General features: G+C 73.6%; 21 protein-coding genes and 1 riboswitch. Of the genes, 12 read left to right on the forward strand and 9 right to left on the reverse strand.

Annotated elements, in window-relative coordinates:
• The first annotated feature begins 203 nt into the window (after positions 1-203).
• From ACFW48_RS22130 to ACFW48_RS22140, 3 genes are all read left to right on the forward strand, one after another.
• Positions 204-281: a 50S ribosomal protein bL37 gene (locus tag ACFW48_RS22130; protein ID WP_370443954.1), complete on the forward strand. Its 78-nt coding sequence runs from the start codon at positions 204-206 to the stop codon at positions 279-281.
• Positions 282-395: 114 nt separating this feature from the next.
• Positions 396-1,745, forward strand: a complete 1,350-nt coding sequence (locus ACFW48_RS22135) for an APC family permease (RefSeq protein ID WP_386317065.1) — start codon at positions 396-398, stop codon at positions 1,743-1,745.
• A 188-nt stretch (positions 1,746-1,933) separates the two neighbouring features.
• Positions 1,934-2,590 carry a TetR/AcrR family transcriptional regulator gene (locus ACFW48_RS22140; protein WP_386317067.1) on the forward strand — a complete coding sequence of 219 codons (657 nt, stop codon included), beginning with the start codon at positions 1,934-1,936 and terminating at the stop codon, positions 2,588-2,590.
• A gap of 231 nt (positions 2,591-2,821) precedes the next feature.
• Here ACFW48_RS22140 and ACFW48_RS22145 read toward each other — a convergent pair whose 3' ends face one another.
• The gene (locus ACFW48_RS22145; protein ID WP_386317069.1) at positions 2,822-3,415 is read right to left on the reverse strand and encodes a TetR/AcrR family transcriptional regulator; all 594 of its coding nucleotides are present in this window, start codon (positions 3,413-3,415) and stop codon (positions 2,822-2,824) included.
• Positions 3,416-3,570: 155 nt separating this feature from the next.
• Here ACFW48_RS22145 and ACFW48_RS22150 point away from each other — a divergent pair, with 155 nt between their 5' ends.
• Positions 3,571-5,187 (forward strand): MFS transporter, encoded by a 1,617-nt coding sequence (locus ACFW48_RS22150; protein ID WP_386317071.1) that lies wholly within the window; start codon positions 3,571-3,573, stop codon positions 5,185-5,187.
• Between the two features lie 36 nt (positions 5,188-5,223).
• Here ACFW48_RS22150 and ACFW48_RS22155 read toward each other — a convergent pair whose 3' ends face one another.
• The 6 genes from ACFW48_RS22155 to ACFW48_RS22180 form a co-directional block, all read right to left on the reverse strand.
• Positions 5,224-6,057, reverse strand: a complete 834-nt coding sequence (locus ACFW48_RS22155; protein ID WP_386317346.1) for an ATP-binding cassette domain-containing protein — start codon at positions 6,055-6,057, stop codon at positions 5,224-5,226.
• A gap of 5 nt (positions 6,058-6,062) precedes the next feature.
• Entirely contained in the window at positions 6,063-6,812 is a 750-nt protein-coding gene (cbiQ, locus tag ACFW48_RS22160; protein ID WP_386317074.1) for a cobalt ECF transporter T component CbiQ, read from the reverse strand.
• Positions 6,813-7,151: an energy-coupling factor ABC transporter substrate-binding protein gene (locus tag ACFW48_RS22165; RefSeq protein WP_310870628.1), complete on the reverse strand. Its 339-nt coding sequence runs from the start codon at positions 7,149-7,151 to the stop codon at positions 6,813-6,815. It lies immediately after the preceding gene.
• Positions 7,148-7,843, reverse strand: a complete 696-nt coding sequence (locus tag ACFW48_RS22170; protein WP_386317077.1) for an energy-coupling factor ABC transporter permease — start codon at positions 7,841-7,843, stop codon at positions 7,148-7,150. The genes ACFW48_RS22165 and ACFW48_RS22170 overlap by 4 nt, the downstream gene beginning before the upstream one ends.
• Before the next feature lie 29 nt (positions 7,844-7,872).
• Positions 7,873-8,058, reverse strand: a riboswitch (cobalamin riboswitch).
• 104 nt (positions 8,059-8,162) lie between these two features.
• Complete coding sequence (locus tag ACFW48_RS22175; protein ID WP_386317348.1) at positions 8,163-8,636, reverse strand: potassium channel family protein; 474 nt, start codon at positions 8,634-8,636, stop codon at positions 8,163-8,165.
• 89 nt (positions 8,637-8,725) lie between these two features.
• On the reverse strand, positions 8,726-10,090 hold the full coding sequence (locus tag ACFW48_RS22180) for a chloride channel protein (RefSeq protein ID WP_386317078.1): 1,365 nt from the start codon (positions 10,088-10,090) through the stop codon (positions 8,726-8,728).
• Between the two features lie 257 nt (positions 10,091-10,347).
• Here ACFW48_RS22180 and ACFW48_RS22185 point away from each other — a divergent pair, with 257 nt between their 5' ends.
• Positions 10,348-10,797, forward strand: a complete 450-nt coding sequence (locus ACFW48_RS22185) for a hypothetical protein (protein WP_386317080.1) — start codon at positions 10,348-10,350, stop codon at positions 10,795-10,797.
• A 40-nt stretch (positions 10,798-10,837) separates the two neighbouring features.
• Here ACFW48_RS22185 and ACFW48_RS22190 read toward each other — a convergent pair whose 3' ends face one another.
• Entirely contained in the window at positions 10,838-13,969 is a 3,132-nt protein-coding gene (locus tag ACFW48_RS22190; RefSeq protein WP_386317081.1) for an FAD-binding and (Fe-S)-binding domain-containing protein, read from the reverse strand.
• A 195-nt stretch (positions 13,970-14,164) separates the two neighbouring features.
• Between ACFW48_RS22190 and ACFW48_RS22195 the strand changes: the two genes are divergently transcribed.
• From ACFW48_RS22195 to ACFW48_RS22210, 4 genes are all read left to right on the forward strand, one after another.
• Positions 14,165-14,557: a cell division protein SepF gene (locus ACFW48_RS22195; RefSeq protein ID WP_386317083.1), complete on the forward strand. Its 393-nt coding sequence runs from the start codon at positions 14,165-14,167 to the stop codon at positions 14,555-14,557.
• Positions 14,558-14,713: 156 nt separating this feature from the next.
• On the forward strand, positions 14,714-15,877 hold the full coding sequence (locus ACFW48_RS22200) for an ATP-binding protein (protein ID WP_386317085.1): 1,164 nt from the start codon (positions 14,714-14,716) through the stop codon (positions 15,875-15,877).
• On the forward strand, positions 15,874-16,227 hold the full coding sequence (locus ACFW48_RS22205) for a nucleotide pyrophosphohydrolase (RefSeq protein WP_386317087.1): 354 nt from the start codon (positions 15,874-15,876) through the stop codon (positions 16,225-16,227). The genes ACFW48_RS22200 and ACFW48_RS22205 overlap by 4 nt, the downstream gene beginning before the upstream one ends.
• A gap of 180 nt (positions 16,228-16,407) precedes the next feature.
• A complete protein-coding gene (locus ACFW48_RS22210) occupies positions 16,408-16,878 on the forward strand; it encodes a DUF6099 family protein (RefSeq protein WP_386317089.1) in 471 nt (156 codons plus the stop codon).
• A gap of 40 nt (positions 16,879-16,918) precedes the next feature.
• On the opposite strand, the gene ACFW48_RS22215 is transcribed toward ACFW48_RS22210, so the two are convergent.
• Entirely contained in the window at positions 16,919-17,095 is a 177-nt protein-coding gene (locus ACFW48_RS22215) for a hypothetical protein (protein WP_386317091.1), read from the reverse strand.
• 252 nt (positions 17,096-17,347) lie between these two features.
• On the opposite strand from ACFW48_RS22215, the gene ACFW48_RS22220 reads away from it, so the two are divergent.
• The 3 genes from ACFW48_RS22220 (at position 17,348) to ACFW48_RS22230 (ending at position 22,465) form a co-directional block, all read left to right on the forward strand.
• On the forward strand, positions 17,348-18,271 hold the full coding sequence (locus tag ACFW48_RS22220) for an LLM class F420-dependent oxidoreductase (protein WP_386317093.1): 924 nt from the start codon (positions 17,348-17,350) through the stop codon (positions 18,269-18,271).
• A 157-nt stretch (positions 18,272-18,428) separates the two neighbouring features.
• Positions 18,429-19,919 (forward strand): 3' terminal RNA ribose 2'-O-methyltransferase Hen1, encoded by a 1,491-nt coding sequence (locus tag ACFW48_RS22225; protein WP_386317096.1) that lies wholly within the window; start codon positions 18,429-18,431, stop codon positions 19,917-19,919.
• Positions 19,916-22,465: a polynucleotide kinase-phosphatase gene (locus tag ACFW48_RS22230; RefSeq protein WP_386317098.1), complete on the forward strand. Its 2,550-nt coding sequence runs from the start codon at positions 19,916-19,918 to the stop codon at positions 22,463-22,465. The genes ACFW48_RS22225 and ACFW48_RS22230 overlap by 4 nt, the downstream gene beginning before the upstream one ends.
• Positions 22,466-22,514: the final 49 nt, after the last annotated feature.

The following is a 22,514-nucleotide window of genomic DNA, read 5'->3' on the forward strand; positions in this document are numbered from 1 at the left end:
GCCCTCTCCTCCTCACGGAGGACGGCGTCCACGGGCCCGCCCGGTCCCGGTGGGCGCCCCGGCCCCACAGCCGTGACGTGAGCCACCCGTGTGCATTTCACGCCGGGGAGTTTGCCGCCGCGTCGACGGGAAAGGGGCCCTGTGATCCATCGCGGCGACAATCCGGTGGATAGTACGTAAAAGTAGAGGGAGAGGAGAGTTCGATGTCCTCGAAGCGACGTCGTAAGAAGAAGGCCCGCCGCAAGAACGGCGCGAACCACGGCAGCCGTCCGCAGAGCTGAGGGCGCGTCGACGCATCGGGTGGGTGGCACATGCCACCCACCCGAGCGCTTTCCCGGCGCGGTGAGCGGCAAGACCATGGCGTGCTTCTCGTCCTGCGGGAAACCTGGGGCGCCATGGTGAGACTCGGAAAGCAACGGCCCGCGGACGCGCAGGACAGCCCGGCGCTCAAGCGCGCGCTGACCACCCCGTTGCTGTACTTCTTCATCCTGGGCGACGTGCTCGGCGCCGGGGTCTACGTGCTGGTGGGGCAGGTGGCCGCCGACGCCGGGGGAGCGGTCTGGGTGCCGCTGGTCGTCGCGCTGCTGCTGGCGATGCTGACCGCCGCCTCGTACGCCGAGCTGGCCACGAAGTACCCGCGGGCGGGCGGCGCCTCCCACTACGCCACCCGCGCCTTCGGGCCGTTCGCCGGCTTCGTCGCGGGCTTCTGCATGCTCGCCGCCGGCATCGTGTCCGTGGCCGCGCTCGCCCGCGGCTTCGGGGGCGACTACCTCTCCGGCTTCGTGACCCTGCCGGTCGGGCTGGTCGCCGTACTGTTCCTCGCCCTGCTCGCGCTGGTCAACGCGCGGGGCATCAAGGAGTCGACCCGCGCCAACGTCGCCGCCACCGTCGTCGAGGTCGCCGGTCTCCTCGTCATCGTCGCCCTCGGCGTCTGGCTGCTGCTGCGCGGCGACGGCGACGTGGCGCGACTGGGCCGGCTCGGTACGCCGGAGAAGGGGGCCGCGGCGGCCGTACTGAGCGGGTCGGTACTGGCGTACTACTCCTTCGTCGGGTTCGAGACGTCCGTGAACGTCGCCGAGGAGACCCGCGACCCCCGGCGCTCCTACCCGCGCGCCCTGTTCGGTGCCCTCGCCACCGCGGGCGCCGTGTACGTGCTGGTGGGGGTCGCCGCGTCAGTGGCGGTGCCGACGGCCCGGCTGGCCGAGTCGAGCGGGCCGCTGCTGGAGGTCGTCGAGGCGGCGGGCGGCGTCCCGACCCGGCTGTTCAGCGCCATCGCGCTCGTCGCCGTGGCGAACGGCGCGCTGCTCACCGGCATCATGTCCTCCCGCCTGGCCTACGGCATGGCCCGGGACGGACTGCTGCCCGCCGCGCTGGCCAAGGTGCTGCCCGGCCGCCGTACGCCGTGGGCCGCGATCGCGGTCACGACCCTGCTGTCGATGCTCCTGGCGCTCACCGGCAGTGTCGCCACCCTGGCGTCCACCCTGGTTCTGCTGCTGCTCGTGGTCTTCCTCATGGTCAACACGGCCGTACTCGTGCTGCGCCGCGACCCGGGCGAGGCCGACCACTTCCGGGCCCCGACCGTGCTCCCCGTGCTGGGCGCCCTGTCCTGCGTGGCGCTCGCCACGCAGATCGAGGCCGAGGTGTGGCTGCGCGGGCTGCTGGTCGTGGCGGTGGGGACGGTGCTCGCCGCGCTCGCCGCCGCACGGCGGACGGCCGGGGGTGCGGACCGGGCCGGGCGCGGGTGACCCGGGCGCGGCCGACCGGTCGCGGAGCCGCCGACCGCGCGGTCGCGGTCGACTCGGCCACGAGAGGGTCGACTACGAGAGTGTCGTTCCGGCGCGGGGAGGGCGCGCCACCGGCCGGGCCGGGCCGAGGCCCCCGTGCCAGAATGGACGCCCCCGCAGCCCGACCGTTCCCGCCCCAGAGGTTCCCCGTGACCAAGCCCGTTGCCCGTGAGCCGCAGCGACGCAACGCGCGGTCCAACCGGGCGCGCATCCTGGCCACCGCCCGCCGGGAACTGGGGCGGAACCCGGACACCACGCTCGAGGAACTGGCCCGAGCCGCCGGTGTCGTACGGCGGACCCTCTTCGGCCACTTCCCGGGGCGCGCGGCGCTGCTGGAGGCCCTCGCCGAGGAGGCGTCCGAGGTGCTGCGGAGCGCGATGGCCGCCGGGGCGGAGCGGGTCGGGCCCGCCGAGCCGGCCGAGCGCGCGCTCGCGCACTTCGTGCTGCTGATGTGGCCCGTGGGCGACCGCTACCGGATGCTGCTGGCGCTGGCCCGGCACGACCTGGGCGTCGAGCGCGTGGCCGAGATCCTGGCCCCCGCCCGCGCCGAGGTCACCGCCATCCTGGAGCGGGGGCAGCGGGACGGAGTCTTCCCCGGCCACCTGCCGCCCGCCGTGCTGAGTGCCGGCCTGGAGGCGATGACGGTCGCGCTGCTGGAGCAGGTCAACACCGGCGCGCTGGAGGACGACGGCACCCGCGTCGCGGCCGCCCAGCTCATCGCGGCGGGCGTACCGGAGGAGCGGGCCCGGGCGGTGGTCGAGGACGTGGCCCCGACGGTGACGGTGGAGGGCGTCGCGGACGAGTGAGCCGCGGCCCGTGTCCCCGTAGGGGCCGCCGCCCGTATCCCCGTAGGGCAGCTTCGCCCGCCGCGTGACCCGGCGGGTTTGCCGGTTCGCCCGTGCACCCCTCAACCCTGTACTGCGGGTTCGCCCGCGTGCTCCCCGTCCCTGTACTGCGGGTTCGCCCGCGTACCCCTCACCCCGGTACGGCGGGGAGGCCCAACCCCTGTACCGCGGGTAGGCCCCGCCCCGCACCCGTCACCCCTCACCGCGCAGCGCGCGCACCGCCCTTGACGCGGTGTCGGCGCCCACCCCCGCGACGATCAGCGCGGCCACGGCGGCGCCCGTGCCGTCGTCGTCCCAGACCCCGCGACGCGCGCAGCCCAGAAGCGCCAGCAGGTGCGCCTCCAGTGCCGCGCCGAGTACACCGGGCGGCACGGCGGTGTGGAAGACGCCCGCTCCCCGGCCGCGGGCGAGGATGCCGGCGAGCCTGTCACGGGCCGGGGCGAGGATCGCGCTCACCCCTTCCGGCCCGAGGCCACGGTGGCGGGCGAGGGCGATGAGCGTGCCGTAGCGGTCGCCGATCGGCCACAGGCCGAGGACGAACCAGGCCAGGGCCACGGCGGGATCGTCGTCCGGGGCCGGCGCGTCCGACCCGCCGATCGCGCGCAGTACCGCCTCCGCGGCCTCCTCGACGAGCCCTCCGACCAGCGCGTCCCGGCCGGTGAAGTGACCGTAGAGGGTGCGGCGCGCCACGCCGGCGGCCGCCGCGATCTCCGTGAGGCTGCGGTCGGGGTCGCGGCCCAGTTCCCGCTCGGCCGCTCGCAGGATGCGGGCGCGTGTGGTGGTCACGTCGGTACCTCGATCGGAAGGGGCCTCGGGAACGGGCATCGGGAAGGCCGGTATTTGCACGTCGCTGTGCAACAAACTACTCTGCCACTGATCTGCACATCGATGGGCAATTAACTTGCCCCTCGCTCGCTTGCCCTCTTTTCCCGGGAGCCCCCATGCCCCTCCTAGCCACCACACCCGTCGAGAAGATGACCGGGCCCTACGAACGGCGCTGGTGGGCACTCCTCGTGCTGTGCCTGAGCCTGCTGATCGTCGTCATGGCCAACACGTCCCTGATCGTGGCCGCGCCGGACATGACGGCCGACCTGGGCCTGAGCAGCAGCGACCTTCAGTGGGTCATCGACGGCTACACCGTCCCGTACGCCGCGTTGATGCTGGTGCTGGGCTCGATCGGCGACAAGTACAGCCGTCGAGGTGCGCTGATCACCGGCCTGGTGATCTTCGCCGGCGGTTCGGTGATGGGCAGTCTGGTGGACGAGACCGGGCTGGTCATCGCGGCCCGGGCGATCATGGGCGTCGGCGCCGCCGTCGTCATGCCGGCCACGCTGTCCCTGCTGGTCGCGGTCTTCCCGAAGGGGGAGCGGGTCCGCGCCATCACGGCCTGGACCGCCACCTCCGGCCTCGCCATCGCCGTCGGCCCGCTGGTCGCCGGGTGGCTCCTGGAGGACCACGCCTGGGGCTCCACCTTCCTGGTCAACGTCCCCATCGCGGTCGCCGCCGTTGTGGGCGCGCTGATCCTCGTACCGCCGTCCAAGGCGGCCGGCATGGGCCGGATCGACTACGTCGGCGGCCTGCTCTCCATCGTCTCCGTCGGCAGCCTGGTCTACGCGTCCATCGAGGGCCCGCACTTCGGCTGGGGCGCCGGCCCGGTCGCCGCGGCCGTCGCCGCGGGCCTCGGCCTGGTGGCCTTCGTGTGGTGGGAGCTGCGCCACCCGCACCCCATGCTGGACGTGCGCAGGTTCCTGCTGCGGCCCTTCAGCGGCTCGATGCTGGCGGTGCTGTTCTTCTTCTTCGGCACCTACGGCGCCATCTACTACGCCACGCAGTTCCTGCAGTTCGTGCTCGGCTACGGGGCCCTGGAGACCGGCGTGCGCCTGCTGCCGCTGGCCGGGGCCGTGTTCGTCGGCGCCGCGGCGACCGGGAAGCTGACCCCGAAGCTGGGCGTGAAGGCGATGGTGGGGTCCGGCATGGTGATCGGCACCGTCGGCGTCTTCCTCCTGGTCCTCATCGAGAAGGACTCGACGTACGCCGACTTCCTGGCCCCGATGCTGCTGCTCGGCCTCGCGATCGGGCTGAGCGTGTCCCCGGCCACCGACACCATCATGGGCTCCTTCCCGGAGAGCGAGCTGGGCGTCGGCGGCGGCGCCAACGACACCGCGCTGGAACTCGGCGGCTCGCTCGGCATCGCCGTGCTGGGCTCCCTGCTCGGCACCGCCTACCGGGACGAACTCGCCGACCTGGTGGGCAACCGGCTCCCGGCCGCCGCGCTGGACACCGCCCAGGACTCCGTGGGCGGCGGGCTGGCCGTCGCCGAGCGCCTCGCGACGGACCCCGCCGCCGGACCCCAGCAGGCGCAGGCCCTGGCCGACGCCGTGAACCAGTCCTTCGCCCACGGCGTCGCCACGACCAGCCTCGTCGGCGGGATCATCATGGCCGCCGGCACCCTGATCGTCCTCGCCGTCCTCCCCGGCCGCCGCGGTACCCGGCAGCAGCCCGAGGAGAAGACGGCCGAGGCGGCCCGGAGCGCGGAGTACAGCGACTCGGCGCGCTGAGTCCGAGCCGCCCGCCCGGCACCCCGGCCCCCACCGTCAGTCGGTCAGGGCGGCCAGCTCCTCCGCAGTACGGGGGCCCGCCGCCGAGTCCGTCAACAGGCCCTGCGCGCGCAGCAGCCGGGCCGCCGCGACGCCCCACGGCAGACGCAGCCCGGCCTGCCGCAGCAGCTCGGCGCGGGCCAGCGTCGGGGCCGTCGGACCGGTGTGCACGCCGGCCGGGGTGAGCAGGGCGGCGTCGTCGGACCAGCGCAGGGCGAGGTCCACGTCGTGGGTGGCCATCACCACGGTGGTGCCGCCCGCGCGGAGCCGGTCCAGGGTGGCGAGCAGCCGCTCCTGGCCGTCCGGATCGAGCCCGGCGGTCGGCTCGTCGAGGATCAGCACCCGGGGTCGCATCGCGACGGCCCCGGCGATCGCGGTCCGCTTGCGCTGCCCGTAGGAGAGCAGGTGGGTGGGCCGGTCGGCGAGTGCGGCGATGTCCAGCGCGGCGAGCGACTCCTCGACCCGGGAGCGGACCTCCGCGTCGGACAGGCCCAGGTTCAGCGGCCCGAAGGACACGTCCTGCGACACCGACGCCGCGAACAGCTGGTCGTCCGGGTCCTGCACCACCAGTTGCACCGTGGTCCGCAGCCGGGTCAGCCCCTTGCGGTCGTACGTCACCGGCTCCCCGTCGACCGCCAACGTCCCCGCGTGCGGCCTGAGTCCGCCGCTGAGCAGCCGCATCAGCGTGGTCTTGCCGCTGCCGTTGCGGCCCAGCAGCGCGAGCGCACGCCCCTCGCGCACCGCGAAATCCAGGCCGGTGAGCACGGCCGGGCCCTCCTCGTACGCGAAGGACGCGCCCCGCAGGGCGACCAGTGCCGGTGACTCCGTCAACTCGCTCACGACAGCGGCCTTTCCAGTACGAGGGTGAGGGCGACCAGCGCCGCCAGCAGCGCGACGCTCGCCGCCGTGAAGGGCGCGGAGACGCGGGCCTCGGGCACCAGGACGCGCAGGGTGCCGTCGTAGCCGCGCCCGGCGAGACCCGACTGGAGCCGCGCCGCCCGGTCGAAGGCCCGCACGAACGCCGTGGCGCCGAGCCCGCCGAGCGACCGCCAGGCGGCGGCCCGGGTGGTGTGGCCCAGCCGCGCGGCCTGCGCCTCCCGCACCCGGCGCACGGAGTCCAGCAGCAGGAAGCTCATGCGGTACGTCACCAGCGCCACGTCGACCACCGGCGCGGGCACCCCGGCCCGCACCAGGCGGGGCAGCAGGTCGGACATCGGCGTGGTGAACGCGAAGAGCAGCACCCCGAGGGAGGCCGCCGAGGTGCGCAGCAGCAGCTCACCGGCGCGCGCCGGGCCGCCGTCCGCCGCTGTCAGGAACCCGTCCGGGCCCCCGACCTGCACCAGGAGCGGCAGCGCCCCGGTCACGCAGAAGCCCAACGGCACGCGGTACGCCCGCCACAGCCGGCGCCCGGGCACACCCGCCGGGCCGAGCAGCACGGCGAGCGCCGTCACCAGCACCAGCGCCGCGCCGGGCCACGGCGGCAGCGAGATCGCGAGGACGGTCAGCCCCAGCCCGAGCACGGCCTTGTCCACGGGATGGCGGCGGCGCCAGCGACTGCTGTGCGCCGCCGCGTCGATCGGCAGCACTCAGTCCCCTTCGGGAGCGTCCCGCAGTGCCGCCGCCGTCCGCTCCTCGCCCTGCCGCCGGCCCCGGCGCAGCCCGAAGTAGTAGGCCAGCACACCCGCGCCGATCGCGGCCTGCACGGCGAACAGCGCCGACTCGATCTCCCCGGACGGCGGCTCGTACAGCGGCGAGAACCACGGCTCGTAATCCGGCTCGATCTCCGTGATCGCCGTCTCCGCCTCGGCGTCGGCACCGGCGAACGGCTCCTCCTTGTGGTCGCCGAGCCCCAGCACCAGCGGTAGCACCGCGAGCGCGGCCACGGCGAGCAGCAGCAGGGCGTTGATCTTCGCGTTGCGGCTCATCGGGCCACCGCCTGCCTCTCCGTCCGGGTCCCCGTCAACAGCACGCCCAGTCGGGTGAGTTCGCCCTTGCTGGACTGCACCAGCAGCCGCATCACGATGACCGTGAGCAGGCCCTCGCTCACCGCGAGCGGGATCTGCGTGACGGCGAAGATGGACCCGAACTTGCCGAGCGCGCCCAGGAACCCGCTGCTCGGGTCCGGGAACGCCAGCGCCAGCTGCACACTGGTGACGCAGTAGGTCGACAGGTCGGCGACGAACGCCCCGAAGAAGACCGTGACCATCAGCGGCACGTCGTAGCGGCGCAGCAGCCGGTAGACGCCGTACCCGGCCCAGGGGCCCACGATCGCCATCGAGAAGACGTTGGCGCCGAGCGTGGTCAGCCCGCCGTGCGCCAGCAGCAGCGCCTGGAAGAGCAGGGTGATGGTGCCCAGCACCGCCATGATCGGCGGACGGAAGAGAATGGCACCCAGACCGGTTCCGGTCGGGTGCGAGCAACTGCCGGTGACGGACGGCAGTTTCAGGGCCGACAGAACGAACGTGAAGGCTCCGGAGGCGCCGAGGAGCAAGGTGCTCTCCGGGTGCTCCCTGACCTCACGGGTGAGTGACCGTACTCCGTGGACGACGAACGGCGCGGACGCGACACCCCAGGCGATCGCGTGCGCCGGTGGCAGAAAGCCCTCGGCTATGTGCATGGCTCAGCAGACCCTCTCCAGCACCTCGTGGATGGACGACGCGCCTTGGCCGGTCTCCTGGCTTACGGGTACCACCGCCCGCGCTCCGCCTTCCCGGATCGCTACGATCCAGTGGCTGCCCGCGAGGGCCGGAGCCGGACTTCCCGATTCACAGTGGCGAGGGCCGCACCGGCATCACACCGGATTTCCCGTTCACCAAGGCGTGGCGACAGTAGTGCTCCCACCGGGGTGGTGACAAGCGGGCCTCCGGGCCGGCCGGTCCGGCGAACAGGCCTCGGTGCTGCGGAAACAGCCGCCGGCACCGCGCCTTCGTCCGCCGTCAGCCGGGCCGGTCCCGTTCGGTCCGCCGGACCACCATGTCGCGTGCCCGTGTGGTCAGCGCGGTCGCGGCGGCGGTGAGGAACACGAAGCTGTAGGCGATCTGCAGAACGGTCACGACCCGGGCGGCCTGGCCCCGCGGTGTGATGTCCCCGTAGCCGACGGTGGCGAGCGTGACCACGGTGAAGTACAGCGCGTCGACGCGGGTGCGCAGGCCGGTGAACTCGCCCGGCTGCTTGGCGAGGGCGTAGTACGTGGCCGAGAAGACGTGTACGGACAGGATGATCAGCAGGGGGATGACCACACCGGGCCGGGTCTCCGGGCGGTCGACGAGGACATGACGGATCTGGCGGAGCAGCATCGCGGCCACGAAGGTCAGCACCAGGGCGAACAGCAGCCAGCTCAGTACGGGACGCCGCGGGCCCAGGTGGTCGAGGGGGAGGAGGAAGTAGGCCGCGACCGTGCCCGCCGCGATGCCGGCCCGCGCGAGCCAGGGCCGGGCCGTGCGCCAGGCGGCACGCGGTCGGGCGCCGCCCGTCCCCGTGGTGGTGGCCCGGCGCTCCGTCACCGTGCCGTCTCCGGCGCCGCTTCCGGCGGTTCCGCTTCCGCTCCCGGTTCTGATCGGCGTACCAGTTGGGTGACGGCGAAGGCGACCACCGACGCGGTGACGATCAGCGGCATCTGGTCGTACGCGTCCCCGCCCACCAGCAGCACCGCCAGCACCGCGCTGGCCAGCGGCAGCCCGGTCACCGCGGCCGCCGCGGCGGAGACGCCGAGGGCGAGGGCCGGGGTCGCGCCGAAGCCGGGCAGGCCGGAGCAGGCCATGGCCGTCGCCGTGCCCAGTAGTACGGCCGGGAAGATCGGGCCGCCGCGCAGACTGCCCAGCGCGATGCCCCAGGCCAGCCCCTTGCAGGCGACGAGCGCGACCAGCGCGCCCACGGACCAGGCGTGCGGGTGCGCGGCGAGCTGGGCGAGGGTCGCCTGACCGGACAGCGCCGCCTCCGCCGGGGAACGGCCGGTGATCAGGGCGTACGCGGCGAGGCAGACGCCGACCGCCGTGGCGCAGGCGACGGTGCGCAGGGCCGTGCGGTGCCGCGTCCAGGAGACGGTCCGGTGGCCCAGCTCGCGGGCCAGCGTGATCAGCACCGCGATCAGCGCCGCCGTCGGGACGCCCCACAGGAAGTCGCCCGCGTCCGGGTTGGCGCCCGGCGGCACGTCGTGCAGGGCCAGCGCGCCGATCTTCAGGCCGGTCCACTGACCGAACCCCGTGAAGACCAGGGCGCCCGCCGCGCTGGCCAGCAGACAGGGCAGCAGCAGGGCGACCAGCTGGGCGCCACCGAGCCCCGCCCCCTCGATGAGCAGGACGGCCGCGGCCACCGGCCCACCGAGGATGGTGGAGATCGCGGCGGTGGAGCCGGCCGTGGCCAGGATCGCGCTCGCCCTCGGGTCCCCCGCGGCCCCCGCCCGCCGCACCGCCAGCAGGGCGAGCCCGCTGCCGACGGCCATCAGCGGTGCCTCGGGGCCCAGCACCACGCCGAGCGGCAGCGTGGCGAGCGCCGCCAGGACGGCGCCCGGCAGCGCGCGGGGGCCGACGGGCGCGCCGCCCAGCCCGTTCACCGGCAGATGGCCGCCGCCGCCCGGCATCCGGGTCACGATCGGCGCCAGGACCAGCCCGGCGAGCACCAGCGCGGGCAGCGGCCACCACCAGGGCGGGGCGTCGTACCCGGCGGCCTCGGGCAGCGACGTCCACACCCAGTGCTGGAACTGGTGCTGGAGACCGACGAAGAAGAAGCAGGCCAGCGCGATGGGAACGCCCAGCAGTACGCACAGCAGCAGCAGCCGCGGATAGCCAGGGCTGAGCAGGGTGCGCCGCAGTGACTGCTCGGCCCGGGCCGGCACCGCGTTCGCCGGCCCGGGCTGAGTCGTCACGGGCCCTCCTGGTCCGACGGTCCGTCGCGCGCGTTCGCATGTGCGCTTCAGTAAACGCGAGGCGGGGGAGGGCCGCACGCGCACGCTTCCGTTCCGGGGACCGGGCAGCGCGGCACGCGGTCGAACCCGGTTCACCCGTGCGGCGGACCCGTCTGGCCGCGGGGGTCGGGTGGCCGCAGGCTCGGAGTGACCTGTCGGCGCCCCGGGGCGCCGGTGGGGGCAGGCCCGTACGGGGGACAACGGAAAGGACTCCGCTCATGAGCCAGCACGCCGCACCTTCTCCCGGCAGGCCGACGCACGGCGCCGGGGCCCCGCGGCCGGCGGACCGCACCAGCGGCTGGGTGACCGGCGGCGTCGTCTTCGCGGGCGTACTGATGTTGCTGAACGGCGCTCTCGCCGTCCTGCAGGGCATCGCGGCCATCGCCGAGGACGACGTCTACGCCCGCGTCGGCAGCTACGTCTACGAGTTCAGCCTCACCGGCTGGGGCATCATCCACGTCATCCTGGGCGCGGTCGTGCTCGTCACCGGCTTCGGCCTGCTCAAGGGCATGGCCTGGGCGCGCTTCGCGGGCATCTTCCTGGCCTCGCTGAGCCTGGTCGCCCAGTTCCTCTTCCTGCCGTACGCACCCGTCTGGGCCGTGATCATGATGGCGATCGACGTGTTCGTGATCTGGGCGCTGGCCAGCCGGCAGGACCAGGCTGCCTGAACCCTCGCGGCCGGGTGCCCGCTCCCCGGCGTGTGCGGGCTCAGCGGCGGTGCAGGCCTCGCGCCAGTGCCGCCGCCGCGCCGGCGGCGGCCAGTCCCGTGCCCGCGAGGGCCAGGGCCTTGGCCCGGCGCCCCGGGGCCACCGGCCGGGCGCCCGGCGCCGTGCCGTACGCGCTGCCGGGGACGTCCGTGTCGCCCGCGGCGCCGGGGAGCGCCGAGGCCAGCAGCTCCGCCAGGTGCACGCCCTCGTGGCCGCCGCTGTCGAACTCGTGGATCTGCGTCCGGCAGCTGAAGCCGTCGGCGAGCACGACGGTCGCCTCGTCCTCCTCCCGCAGCCGCGGCAGCAGCACCCGCTCCGCGCAGGCCTCGCTGACGTCCAGGTGGCCGCGCTCGAAGCCGAAGTTGCCGGCCAGCCCGCAGCAGCCGGAGTCCAGCCGCTCGGCGTCCACCCCGGCCCGGCGCAGCAGTTCCCGGTCGGCCTCCCAGCCCATGATCGCGTGCTGGTGGCAGTGCACCTGGGCCAGCGCCCGCGCGGACCGGTCGGGCACCCGCGGTGGCTCGTAGCCGGGGGAGTGCTCGGTGAGCAGTTCCGACAGCGTCACCGTCTGCTCGCCCAGCCGGCGCACGTCCTGGTCCCCGGGGAACATCTCCCCCGCGTCCGCCCGGAACACGGCCGTGCAGCTCGGCTCCAGCGCCACCACCAGGCCGCCCGCCCGCACATGCGCGGCGAGGCTGCGCACGGTGCGGGTCAGGACCTTCTCCGCCGTCCCGAGCTGCCCGGTGGAGATCCAGGTGAGACCGCAGCACAGCGGCTCGGACGGCAGTTCCACCCGCCAGCCGGCGTGCTCCAGCACCCGTACCGCCGCCCGCCCGATGTGCGGATGGAAATGGTTGGTGAAGGTGTCCGGCCACAGCAGCACGGTCCCGCGCCGCCCGTCGCCGTGCGGCTCGTGGCGGGCGAACCACTGCTCGAAGGTCTGTTCCGCGAACAGCGGCACCTCACGGTCCGCCACCCCCGCGACGGCCGCGGCGGCCCGCGACAGCAGCGGAGCGTGCGTGAACGCGTTGACCACCGGCGCGAGGCGGGTGCGCCCCACGACCTGGGCGAGCGCGGGCAGCCAGCCCATCGACCAGTCGGAGCGCGGCCTGCGCCACGGCCGCCCCTCGTAGTGGTGGGACAGGAACTCCGCCTTGTACGTGGCCATGTCCACGTCCGCCGGACAGTCCTTCTTGCATCCCTTGCAGGCCAGGCAGAGATCGAGGGCGTCCTTGACCGCCTCCGAGCGCCAGCCGTCCCGGATCGCGCCGTCCCCGTGCCCGTCGAGCATCTCGAACAGCAGCCTGGCCCGGCCCCGGGTGGAGTGCTCCTCCTCCCGCGTCACCTGGTAGGACGGACACATCACCGTGCCGTCACTGGTGTGCTGCCGGCACTTTCCGACGCCCACGCACCGATTGGCCGCCTGGGAGAACGACCCGCCGTCGTGCGGGAACCGGAAGCGCAGGTCGCGGGGCTCGTACGGGGCCCAGTCACCGCCCAGTCGCAGGTTCTCGTCCAGCCCGTACGGCGCGACGACCTTCCCCGGGTTCATCCGGTCCAGCGGATCGAAGACGGTCTTCAGCCGCCCGAACGCCCCCACCAGCTCCTCCCCGAACATGCGCGGCAGCAGCTCGCCCCGGCTCTGCCCGTCCCCGTGCTCACCGGACAGCGACCCGCCGAACTCGACGACGAGGTCGGCCGCCCGCTCCATGAACCTCCGGTACGTCGCCACCCCGCCCGCGGTGTACAGGTCGAAGGGGATCCGGGTGTGCACGCAGCCCTGCCCGAAGTGGCCGTACAGGCTGGGGCCGGTGTCGCTCAGATAGCCGAACTCCTCGAACAGCGCGCGCAGCCGCCGCAGGTAGTCGCCCAGCTTCTCCGGGGCGACCGCCGAGTCCTCCCAGCCCTCGAAGGTGTCGGGCTTGCCCGGGATGTGCGCGGTGGCGCCGAGACCGGCCTCGCGGACCTGCCACAGATCCTGTTCGTGTGCCGGGTCGTCCATGAAGGCGCAGTCCGCGTCGTGCTCGGAGCGGTGCACCGCCTCCAGCATCCGGTGGGCCCGCGCGCCCGCCTCCTCGACGGTGTCGCCGCCGAACTGCGCCATCAGGTAGGCGTTCCCGTCGGGCAGCTCGGCGAGTGCCTTCTCGTTGAGGTGTTTGATCCGCTCGTCGCGGACCAGCCGTGCGTCCACGCCCTCCAGCGCGATCGGCTCGTGCGGCAGGATGTCGGGCACGGCGTCGGCGGCCTTGTCGATGACGTCGAACCCGAGGACCACCAGCACCCGTTCCTTCACCACCGGCACCAGTTCCAGCTCCGCCCGCAGGACGGTGACCAGCGTCGACTCGCTGCCCACCAGCAGCCCGGCGACGTCGAAGCCGTACTCCGGCAGCAGTGAGTCCAGGTTGTAGCCGGAGACCCGGCGCGGGACGTCCGGGAACCGGCGGCGGATCTCGTCCCCGTAGGTGTCGCGCAGGGCACGCAGCCGCCGGTAGACGGTCGCCCGCAGGTCGCCCTGGCGCTCGATCTCGGCGTACTCCTCGTCGCTCGTCTCGCCGCACCAGAAGCGGGTCCCGTCGTAGAGCAGCACCTCCAGGCGGGCGATGTTGTCGACGACCTTGCCGTGCGCCTGTGCGGTGGCGCCGCAGGAGTTGTTGCCGATCATGCCGCCGATGGTGCAGTTGGCGTGGGTGGCGGGCTCGGGCCCGTAGCGCAGGCCGTGCGGCGCGAGCTGCCGGTTCAGGTCGTCCAGTACGATCCCCGGCTGCACGACGCAGGTGCGGGCATCGGTGTCCACCGACTCCACGCGCGTGCAGTACTTCGACCAGTCGAGCACCACACCCGCGTTGGTGCACTGTCCGGCCAGGCTCGTCCCGCCGCCCCGCGACAGCACCGGCGCACCGAACTCCCGCGCCACGGCCACCGCCTCGGCGCCGGCCTCGGGGGTGCGCGGGACGACCACACCGATGGGCGTCTGCCGGAAGTTCGAGGCGTCCGTGGAGTACGCTGCCCGGCTCCCGGCGTCGAAGCGGACCTCACCGTCGACCCGCTCGCGCAGGGCGGCTTGGAGCGAGACGGTGTCGACCGGCGGCGGCGCCCCCTCGCGCGTGACGGGTTCGGGCAGGTCCAGCGCACCCATGGGCTCTCCTTCGGGTGTCGGCACGGCTACGGCGCCCGCGCGTGCGGAGCGGCCGTCGCTGAGTACCCCGGTGTCCGCGGTGGCAATCACCGGACACGGAGCGTCGCGAACCGTGTCGCTGTTGGGCCGAACGGGTGACTTGGCGTAAGAATTGGCTGGTGCAGGCAATGAAGGCGAGTGAAATCGGGGGAGCCGGTGAACAGCCACGACGTCACCGATGAACAGTGGGAAGGGCTCGCCCAGGTCGTTCCGTTGCGCGGGCGCGACGCATGGCCGTCCGCGGTCGGCCACCGGGCGATGCCGGAGGCGGAGACGGAGACGCGTCGCCGTTTCGTCGTTCTGCGGGTCAATGTGTTCGCGGACGCCCGCGAGGTCGCCGAGATCCTCATGGCGGGCATTCCGGTCCTGCTGGACCTGACCAGCGCCGAGACCGAGGTCGCCAAGCGGGTACTGGACTTCAGCACGGGCGTCGTCTTCGGCCTGGCCAGCGGCATGCACCGCGTCGACCGCAACGTCTTCCTGCTGACGCCGGCCGGGACCGAGGTGAACGGGCTGATGGAGAGCGCGGCGGAGGTTCCCGGGGGGTGACGGGGCCGGGGGGTGCGCGCGGTGGCGTTCGTCGGGACGCCTTGCGAACCCCCAGGTGTGACGGGCGCCCCTGGCCCTGACGGTGCCGTCCCCCGATCGTAGGAACGTCCTTGGGGCGGAACGGTTCGCCATGAGCCGGACTTCTACGGTCCGCATATGGCCGTGTCAACTGCGTCAACGGTGCCCGCCACTCCCGCCCCGCCCCACCCGGACCGGCCCCGCATCACGGAGCTGCGGCTGTCCGCCTTCGCCGGGCACCGGCGCGCCGTACTGCGGCTCGGGCCGCTCACCGTGCTCGCCGGGCCCAGTGGCAGCGGCAAGACCAGTGCGCTCCGGGCGTACGACGCGCTGGCGCGGCTCGGGGGCGGCGCCCAGCTCGGCGCGGTGTTCCCCGACCCGGTCGCCTGCGTGCCCGAGCGTGCCCGGCCGGACGCCCAGCACCGCCGCGGCTTCCGCATCGGCTGCACGGCCGACGGCGCCGCGGGCCCGGTGCACCTGGACGTCGCCGTACAGGCCGAACCCGAACTGCGCATCGTGGGAGAGCGGTTGACGGCGGACGGCGTCGTACTGCTGCAGACGGCCCTGCGTGACCCCGGCAGGCGTGCCGTGCAGGCGGCCTGGCACACGGCCGGGTCCGCGCCCGTGACCCGCGCCCCGCTGCCGGACGACCGGCTCGGCACCCCGTTGCTGCCGCTCCGGGTGGCCGGCAAGACGGACGGGCAGCGCAGGGTGCTGGCCGCGGCCGAGCAGATGGTCGTCGCCCTGCGTTCCGTCTTCCCCTGCGATCCGCGGCCCGGCCGGATGCGGGAGCCCGTGCCCACCGGCTCCGGGCGCCTGCTCGGCGGCTGCGACAACCTGGCCGACGTGCTGTGGCGTACCCGCGCCGAGTGCGGGAGGCGGCACGCGCAGTTCGTCGCGGCGGTACGCGCCGGATGCGCGGGCCCCGTCGCGGACGTCCTGGCCGAGCCCGTCGTCGGGGGCGTGGTGCGCGCGCTGCTGGACCGGGGCGACGGCACCCGCACCGGCCTCGCGCGCCTCGGCTACGGAGAGCTGCGCTACCTCGCCCTCGCCCTGGTGCTGTTCACCGGCCCCGGTGTGCTGGAGGTCGACCCGGCCGGCGAGGTGCCCGCGGCGTTGCAGACGCTCACCGTCCTCGCCGACGGCCTCGACCGCGGCCTGGACGTGCGGCAGCGTGCGGAACTGCTCCGGCTGGCGGCCCGGATGTGCGACCGCGGGCACATCCGCCTCGTCGCGGCCGTCGCCGATGCCACATGGGCGGCCGGGACGGAGGGCGTCACGGTGGTAGACCTGGTCACGTGACCGATCACCCGCACCCTTCCCAGGACCTCGTGGCGTTGCAGCGCAGGCTGGCCGAATTCGCGGCGGCGCGGCACTGGCAGCCGTACCACACGCCCAAGAACCTCGTCACCGCGCTCAGCGTGGAGGCCTCCGAACTCGTCGAGATCTTCCAGTGGTTGACGCCCGAGCAGTCGGCCCGGGTCATGACCGACCCGGACACCGCGCACCGGGTCCGGGACGAGGTCGCCGACGTGCTGGCGTATCTGCTCCAGTTCTGCGAGGTGCTCGACGTTGACCCGCTGGCCGCGCTGGAGGCGAAGATCGAGCGGAACGAGCTCCGGTTCCCGGTGCGGAAAGACCGGGAGGGCTGAGGGGAGCCGTGCACTCCGTTATTACTCTCCGCAGTCGGGAACCGGCCAGAAATCAATTTGTTGTCCGAAGATTTCCGTCTTCCTCTGGCTTTTCGTCCCACACACCCTCACTCTGGGTAGTGGACAACGGAGTTCGGGCGGACGCGCCATGAGCGCGTCGGAAACAGACGGGGGCAGCGCATGGACGCTGTGCGGCTCATCGTGACGAGTGGGCGCGCCCTGGCAGCCGGCGGCGAGGTGCCGGACATCCTGACGGAGGTGTGGCAGGTGCAGGCCCTGGCGCAGGCGATCGGCAGCCGGCTGGCGGTCTCCGGACCACCCGAACTGCGCGGCGAGGCACTGGGGTTGACCGAGTTGGCGGGCCGCGGCTGCGGAGTGCTGCGCACCCCCGACCTGGCCCCGGGCGAGCTGCGCGCCGCCCAGCTCACCGAACTGGGCGACGCCCGCCAGGCCCTGATGCGCCTCGGCACCCTGCTGGGCGAGACCGGCATCGCCCTCGTCGGCATCGCCTGCGCCGCCGACGACGAGGCCACGTACTGGCAGTGCATGGAGGCGATCGACGCGGCGGACGAGTCGCGGGACCGGGTCATGGAGATGCTGCGCAGACTGGCGGATCGCGACGCCGAGTTACCGGAGCGGGAGGCCGGCTAGCCATGACACCGCGAGCCACCGACCGCACCCCCCGCACGCCTCAGTCGGCGCGCCCCTCCACCCCCGCCGGCCGCCCCTGGTCCCCGGCCGACTGGAGGTCGGCGTCCAGCGCCGACAGGTCCGCGTTCAGCGCCGCCATGAGTTCCTCCATCTGCTGGAGCAGCCCGTTCGGCCGGGCATCCGCCCCGCCCCGCTGCGGCACGGTCTCTTCGGACATGACGGCCTCCTCGGCCCCAAGGCCCCCCACGGGGAGGCCTGCACTGGTGACGCGCCGGCGCACACCGGCCGGCGCGGACGCCGGACGATCCGGCTCCGCCCCGGCAAACGATCCCCGTCCGGCCCGGTCACTGGCCGGGCCCCGCACCGGGCCCGGGGTTGACGCGAATTCACCCGCCGGGGGCCGGGAACGCGCCGGGCCGATGGGAGGAGCCTGTACGACGCTCCCTCGCCGAGCAGGCAGGATGGAGACATGGATCTCCGTATCTTCACCGAGCCCCAGCAGGGGGCCACATACGACACCTTGCTCACCGTGGCGAAGGCCACCGAGGACCTCGGCTTCGACGCCTTCTTCCGCTCGGACCACTATCTCCGCATGGGTTCCGTGGACGGCCTCCCCGGACCCACCGACGCCTGGATCACCCTCGCCGGCCTCGCCCGCGAGACCAACCGCATCCGGCTCGGCACCCTCATGACCGCCGGCACCTTCCGGCTGCCCGGCGTCCTCGCCATCCAGGTCGCACAGGTCGACCAGATGTCGGGCGGCCGGGTCGAACTGGGCCTGGGCGCCGGATGGTTCGAGGAGGAGCACAAGGCGTACGGCATTCCCTTCCCGAAGGAGAAGTTCGCCCGCCTCGAAGAACAGCTGGAGATCGTCACCGGTCTGTGGGCCACGGAGGCCGGCAAGTCCTTCGACTTCCACGGCAGGTTCTACGACCTCACCGAGTCGCCCGCGCTGCCCAAGCCCGAGCAGGCGAAGGTCCCCGTGCTCATCGGCGGCCACGGCGCCACCCGCACCCCGCGGCTGGCCGCCCGGTACGCCGACGAGTTCAACATCCCCTTCGCCTCGGTCGAGGACACCGAGCGCCAGTTCGGCCGGGTCCGGGCCGCCGCCGAGGAGGCGGGCCGCGGGGCGGACGCGCTGACCTACTCCAACGCCCTCGTCGCCTGCGTCGGCAAGGACGACGCCGATGTCGCCCGCCGGGCCGCCGTGATCGGCCGCGAGGTCGAGGAGCTGAAGGCCAACGGCCTGGCCGGCTCCCCGGCCGAGGTCGTCGAGAAGATCGGCCGCTATGCCGAGGCCGGCGCGCAGCGGATCTACCTCCAGATCCTCGACCTCGACGACCTGGACCACCTGGAGCTGATCTCCTCCCAGGTCCAGTCGCAGCTGTCGTGACGCGGTGACGCCGCCCCTCGAATAACCGAAGGCGCCGGTCACCCGCCCTGTGCGATGGTGTGACCGTCGTCCTGCCGGAGCCCCCGGGAACAACCCCCTGGGGGCTCTCGCACGTACGGCACCTCGTAAGCATCCGCCGGCCGGAGAGGCCCTCCGCATGTTCCTGACCATCACCACCACCGGTACTCCCGAGCGCCCCGCGACCGACCTCGGCTTCCTGCTGCACAAGCATCCCGACAAGGCGCAGGCGTTCTCCACCTCCTTCGGCACGGCCCACGTGCTCTACCCGGAGGCGGAGGAACAGCGCTGCACGGCGGCGCTGCTGCTGGAGGTCGACGCGGTGGCGCTGGTGAGGCGCGGCAAGGGCAAGGGCCGGGGCGGCGCCCCGGACGCGGCCCTCGCGCAGTACGTCAACGACCGCCCCTACGCGGCCTCCTCACTCCTCGCCGTCGCACTGAGCAACGTCTTCTCCAGCGCGATGCGCGGCGTGTGCAAGACCCGTCCCGAGCGGGCGGCCGAGCCGCTGCCGCTGCGCGTCGAGGTCCCGGCGCTGCCCGCCCGCGGCGGCCCCGACCTCGTACGCCGCCTCTTCGAGCCGCTCGGCTGGGCGGTCACCGTCGAGGCCGTCCCGCTGGACACCGAGTTCCCCGAGTGGGGCGACTCGCGCTACGTCCGCCTCGAACTGGAGTCCGCGGCCCGCACCCTCGCCGAGGCCCTGCGCCACCTCTACGTGCTCCTCCCGGTACTCGACGACGCCAAGCACTACTGGGTCTCTCCCGACGAGGTCGACAAGCTGCTGCGGGCCGGCGAGGGCTGGCTGCCCGGCCACCCGGAGCAGAAGCTGATCACCAGCCGCTACCTGTCCCGCCGCTGGTCGCTGACCCGCGAGGCGATGGACCGGCTGGAGCTGATCCGGCTGGCCGAGACCGACGACAGCGACGTCGAGGAGATCGACAACGCGGTCGGGGCGGAGGCCGAGCAGGAGGAGAAGCCCACGCCGCTGGCCGTGCACCGCCGCGAGGCGATCCTCACCGCCCTCCGGGACAACGCCGCCGCCCGCGTCCTCGACCTCGGCTGCGGCGAGGGGCACCTGGTGCGGGAACTCCTCAAGGAGCCGCGGTTCACCGAGATCGTCGGCGTGGACGTGTCGGTGCGCGCGCTCACCATCGCGTCCCGACGCCTCAAGCTGGACCGCATGGGCGAGCGGCAGGCCGCGCGCGTGAACCTCTTCCAGGGTTCCCTCGCCTACACCGACAAGCGGCTGGGGGGCTACGACGCCGCCGTGCTCAGCGAGGTGATCGAGCACCTCGACGTGCCCAGGCTGCCGGCCCTGGAGTACGCCGTCTTCGGTTCGGCCCGCCCCCGCACCGTCGTCGTCACCACGCCCAACGTCGAGTACAACGTGCGCTGGGAGACCCTCCCGGCCGGCCACGTCCGCCACCGCGACCACCGCTTCGAGTGGACCCGCGAGGAGTTCCGCGGCTGGGCGGAGGCGGTCGCCGAACGGCACGGGTACGGCGTGGAGTACCGCCCCGTCGGCCCCGACGACCCCGAGGTGGGCCCGCCCACCCAGATGGCCGTGTTCACCCTGGCCACGAACGACCCGAAGACCGCGAACGAGAACGAGAAGGGGGCGAAGGCCGCATGAGCGCCACCGACACCACCGTGCGGGCCCGCGCCCTGCCCGTCACCGACCTCTCCCTCGTCGTCCTGATCGGCGCCTCCGGCTCCGGCAAGTCCACCTTCGCGCGGCGACACTTCAAGCCCACCGAGGTCATCTCCTCCGACTTCTGCCGGGGTCTGGTGGCCGACGACGAGAACGACCAGAGCGCGAGCCGGGACGCCTTCGACGTCCTGCACTACATCGCCGGCAAGCGGCTCGCCGCCGGCCGCCGCACCGTCGTCGACGCGACCAACGTGCAGCAGGACGCCCGGCGTCAGCTGATCGACCTGGCCAGGAAGCACGACGTGCTGCCCATCGCCATCGTCCTCGACGTGCCCGAGGAGGTGTGCGCCGAGCGCAACGCCACCCGCACCGACCGGGCCGACATGCCCCGCCGGGTCATCCAGCGCCACACCCGCGAACTCCGCCGCTCCCTGCGCCACCTGGAACGCGAGGGCTTCCGCAAGGTGCACGTCCTGCGCGGCACGGAACAGGTCGAGCAGGCCACCGTCGTCACCGAGAAGCGGTACAACGACCTCACCCACCTCACCGGCCCCTTCGACATCATCGGCGACATCCACGGCTGCGCCGCCGAACTGGAGACCCTGCTCGGCAAGCTGGGCTACACCGACGGCGTCCACCCCGAGGGCCGCACCGCCGTCTTCGTCGGCGACCTCGTCGACCGAGGCCCGGACAGCCCCGGGGTACTGCGCCGCGTGATGTCGATGGTGAAGTCGGGCAACGCCCTGTGCGTGCCCGGCAACCACGAGAACAAGTACGGCCGCCACCTCAAGGGCCGCAAGGTCCAGCACACCCACGGTCTCGCCGAGACCGTCGAGCAGATGGACGGCGAGAGCGAGGAGTTCCGCGCCGAGGTGCGGGAGTTCATCGACGGCCTGGTCAGCCACTACGTCCTCGACGGCGGCCGGCTCGTGGTCTGCCACGCCGGTCTGCCGGAGAAGTACCACGGCCGCACCTCCGGCCGGGTCCGCTCGCACGCCCTCTACGGCGACACCACCGGCGAGACCGACGAGTTCGGGCTGCCGGTGCGCTACCCGTGGGCCGAGGACTACCGGGGCCGCGCCGCCGTCGTCTACGGGCACACCCCGGTCCCCGAGGCAACCTGGCTCAACAACACCATCTGCCTGGACACCGGCGCCGTCTTCGGCGGCAAGCTCACCGCGCTGCGCTGGCCCGAGCGCGAACTGGTCGACGTACCGGCCGAGCGGGTCTGGTACGAGCCGGCCAAGCCGCTGCGCACCGAGGCGCCCGGCGGACACGACGGCCGGCCGCTGGACCTGGCCGACGTGCACGGACGCCGGGTGGTGGAGACCCGGCACGCCGGGCGGATCACCGTGCGCGAGGAGAACGCAGCGGCCGCCCTGGAGGTCATGAGCCGCTTCGCGACCGACCCCCGGCTGCTGCCGTACCTCCCGCCGACCATGGCACCGACCGCCACCTCGGGGGTGGACGGCTACCTGGAGCACCCGAAGGAGGCGTTCGCGCAGTACGCGGCGGACGGCGTGGCGCGGGTGGTGTGCGAGGAGAAGCACATGGGTTCGCGGGCGGTGGTCCTGGTCTGCCGCGATGCGGAGGCGGCCCGGGCCCGCTTCGGGGTGGACGGGCCCACCGGCTCCCTCTACACCCGCACCGGCCGCCCGTTCCTCGACGACGCGAGCGTCTCGGAGGCGGTCCTCGACCGGCTGCGCACCGCGATCGGCGAGGCCGGCCTGTGGGACGAACTGGCCACCGACTGGCTGCTGCTGGACGCCGAGCTGATGCCGTGGTCCCTCAAGGCCTCCGGGCTGCTGCGCTCCCAGTACGCCGCCGTGGGCGCCGCCTCCGGCGCGGTGTTCCCGGGCGCGCTGGCAGCACTGGAGGGCGCCGCGGCGCGTGGCGTCGAGGTCGGGGACCTCCTCGACCGCCAGCGTGCCAGGTCCACCGACGCCGCCGCGTTCACGGCCGCCTACCGCCGGTACTGCTGGCCCACCGACGGCCTGGACGGCGTCCGCCTGGCTCCGTTCCAGCTCCTGGCCGCCCAGGGCCGTAGCCTGGCCGCGCTGCCGCACGACGAGCAGCTCGCCCTCATCGACCGGCTCGTCGAGCACGACGGCAGCGGCCTGCTCCAGACCACCCGGAGGCTGTACGTCGACACCGGTGACCCCGAGTCGGTGTCGGCGGGCACCGACTGGTGGCTGGAGATGACCGGCCGCGGCGGGGAGGGCATGGTGGTCAAGCCCATCGGTGCCCTGGTCCGCGACGACAGGGGCCGCCTGGTGCAGCCCGGCATCAAGTGCCGCGGGCGCGAGTACCTGCGGATCATCTACGGTCCCGAGTACACGCGCCCCGACAACCTCGCCCGGCTGCGCGGGCGGTTCCTGAACCACAAGCGGTCCCTGGCGACCCGCGAGTACGCCCTCGGCCTGGAGGCCCTGGACCGGCTGGCGGACGGCGAGCCGCTGTGGCGGGTGCACGAGGCGGTGTTCGGCGTCCTCGCACTGGAGTCCGAGCCGGTGGACCCCCGGCTCTAGCCGTTGTTTCCGGCCGAGTTGCCCCTTGGAGGCAGCTCGGCCGGACTTC

Source organism: Streptomyces sp. NPDC058812, assembly GCF_042744565.1.
Classification (GTDB): Bacteria; Actinomycetota; Actinomycetes; order Streptomycetales; family Streptomycetaceae; genus Streptomyces; species Streptomyces thinghirensis.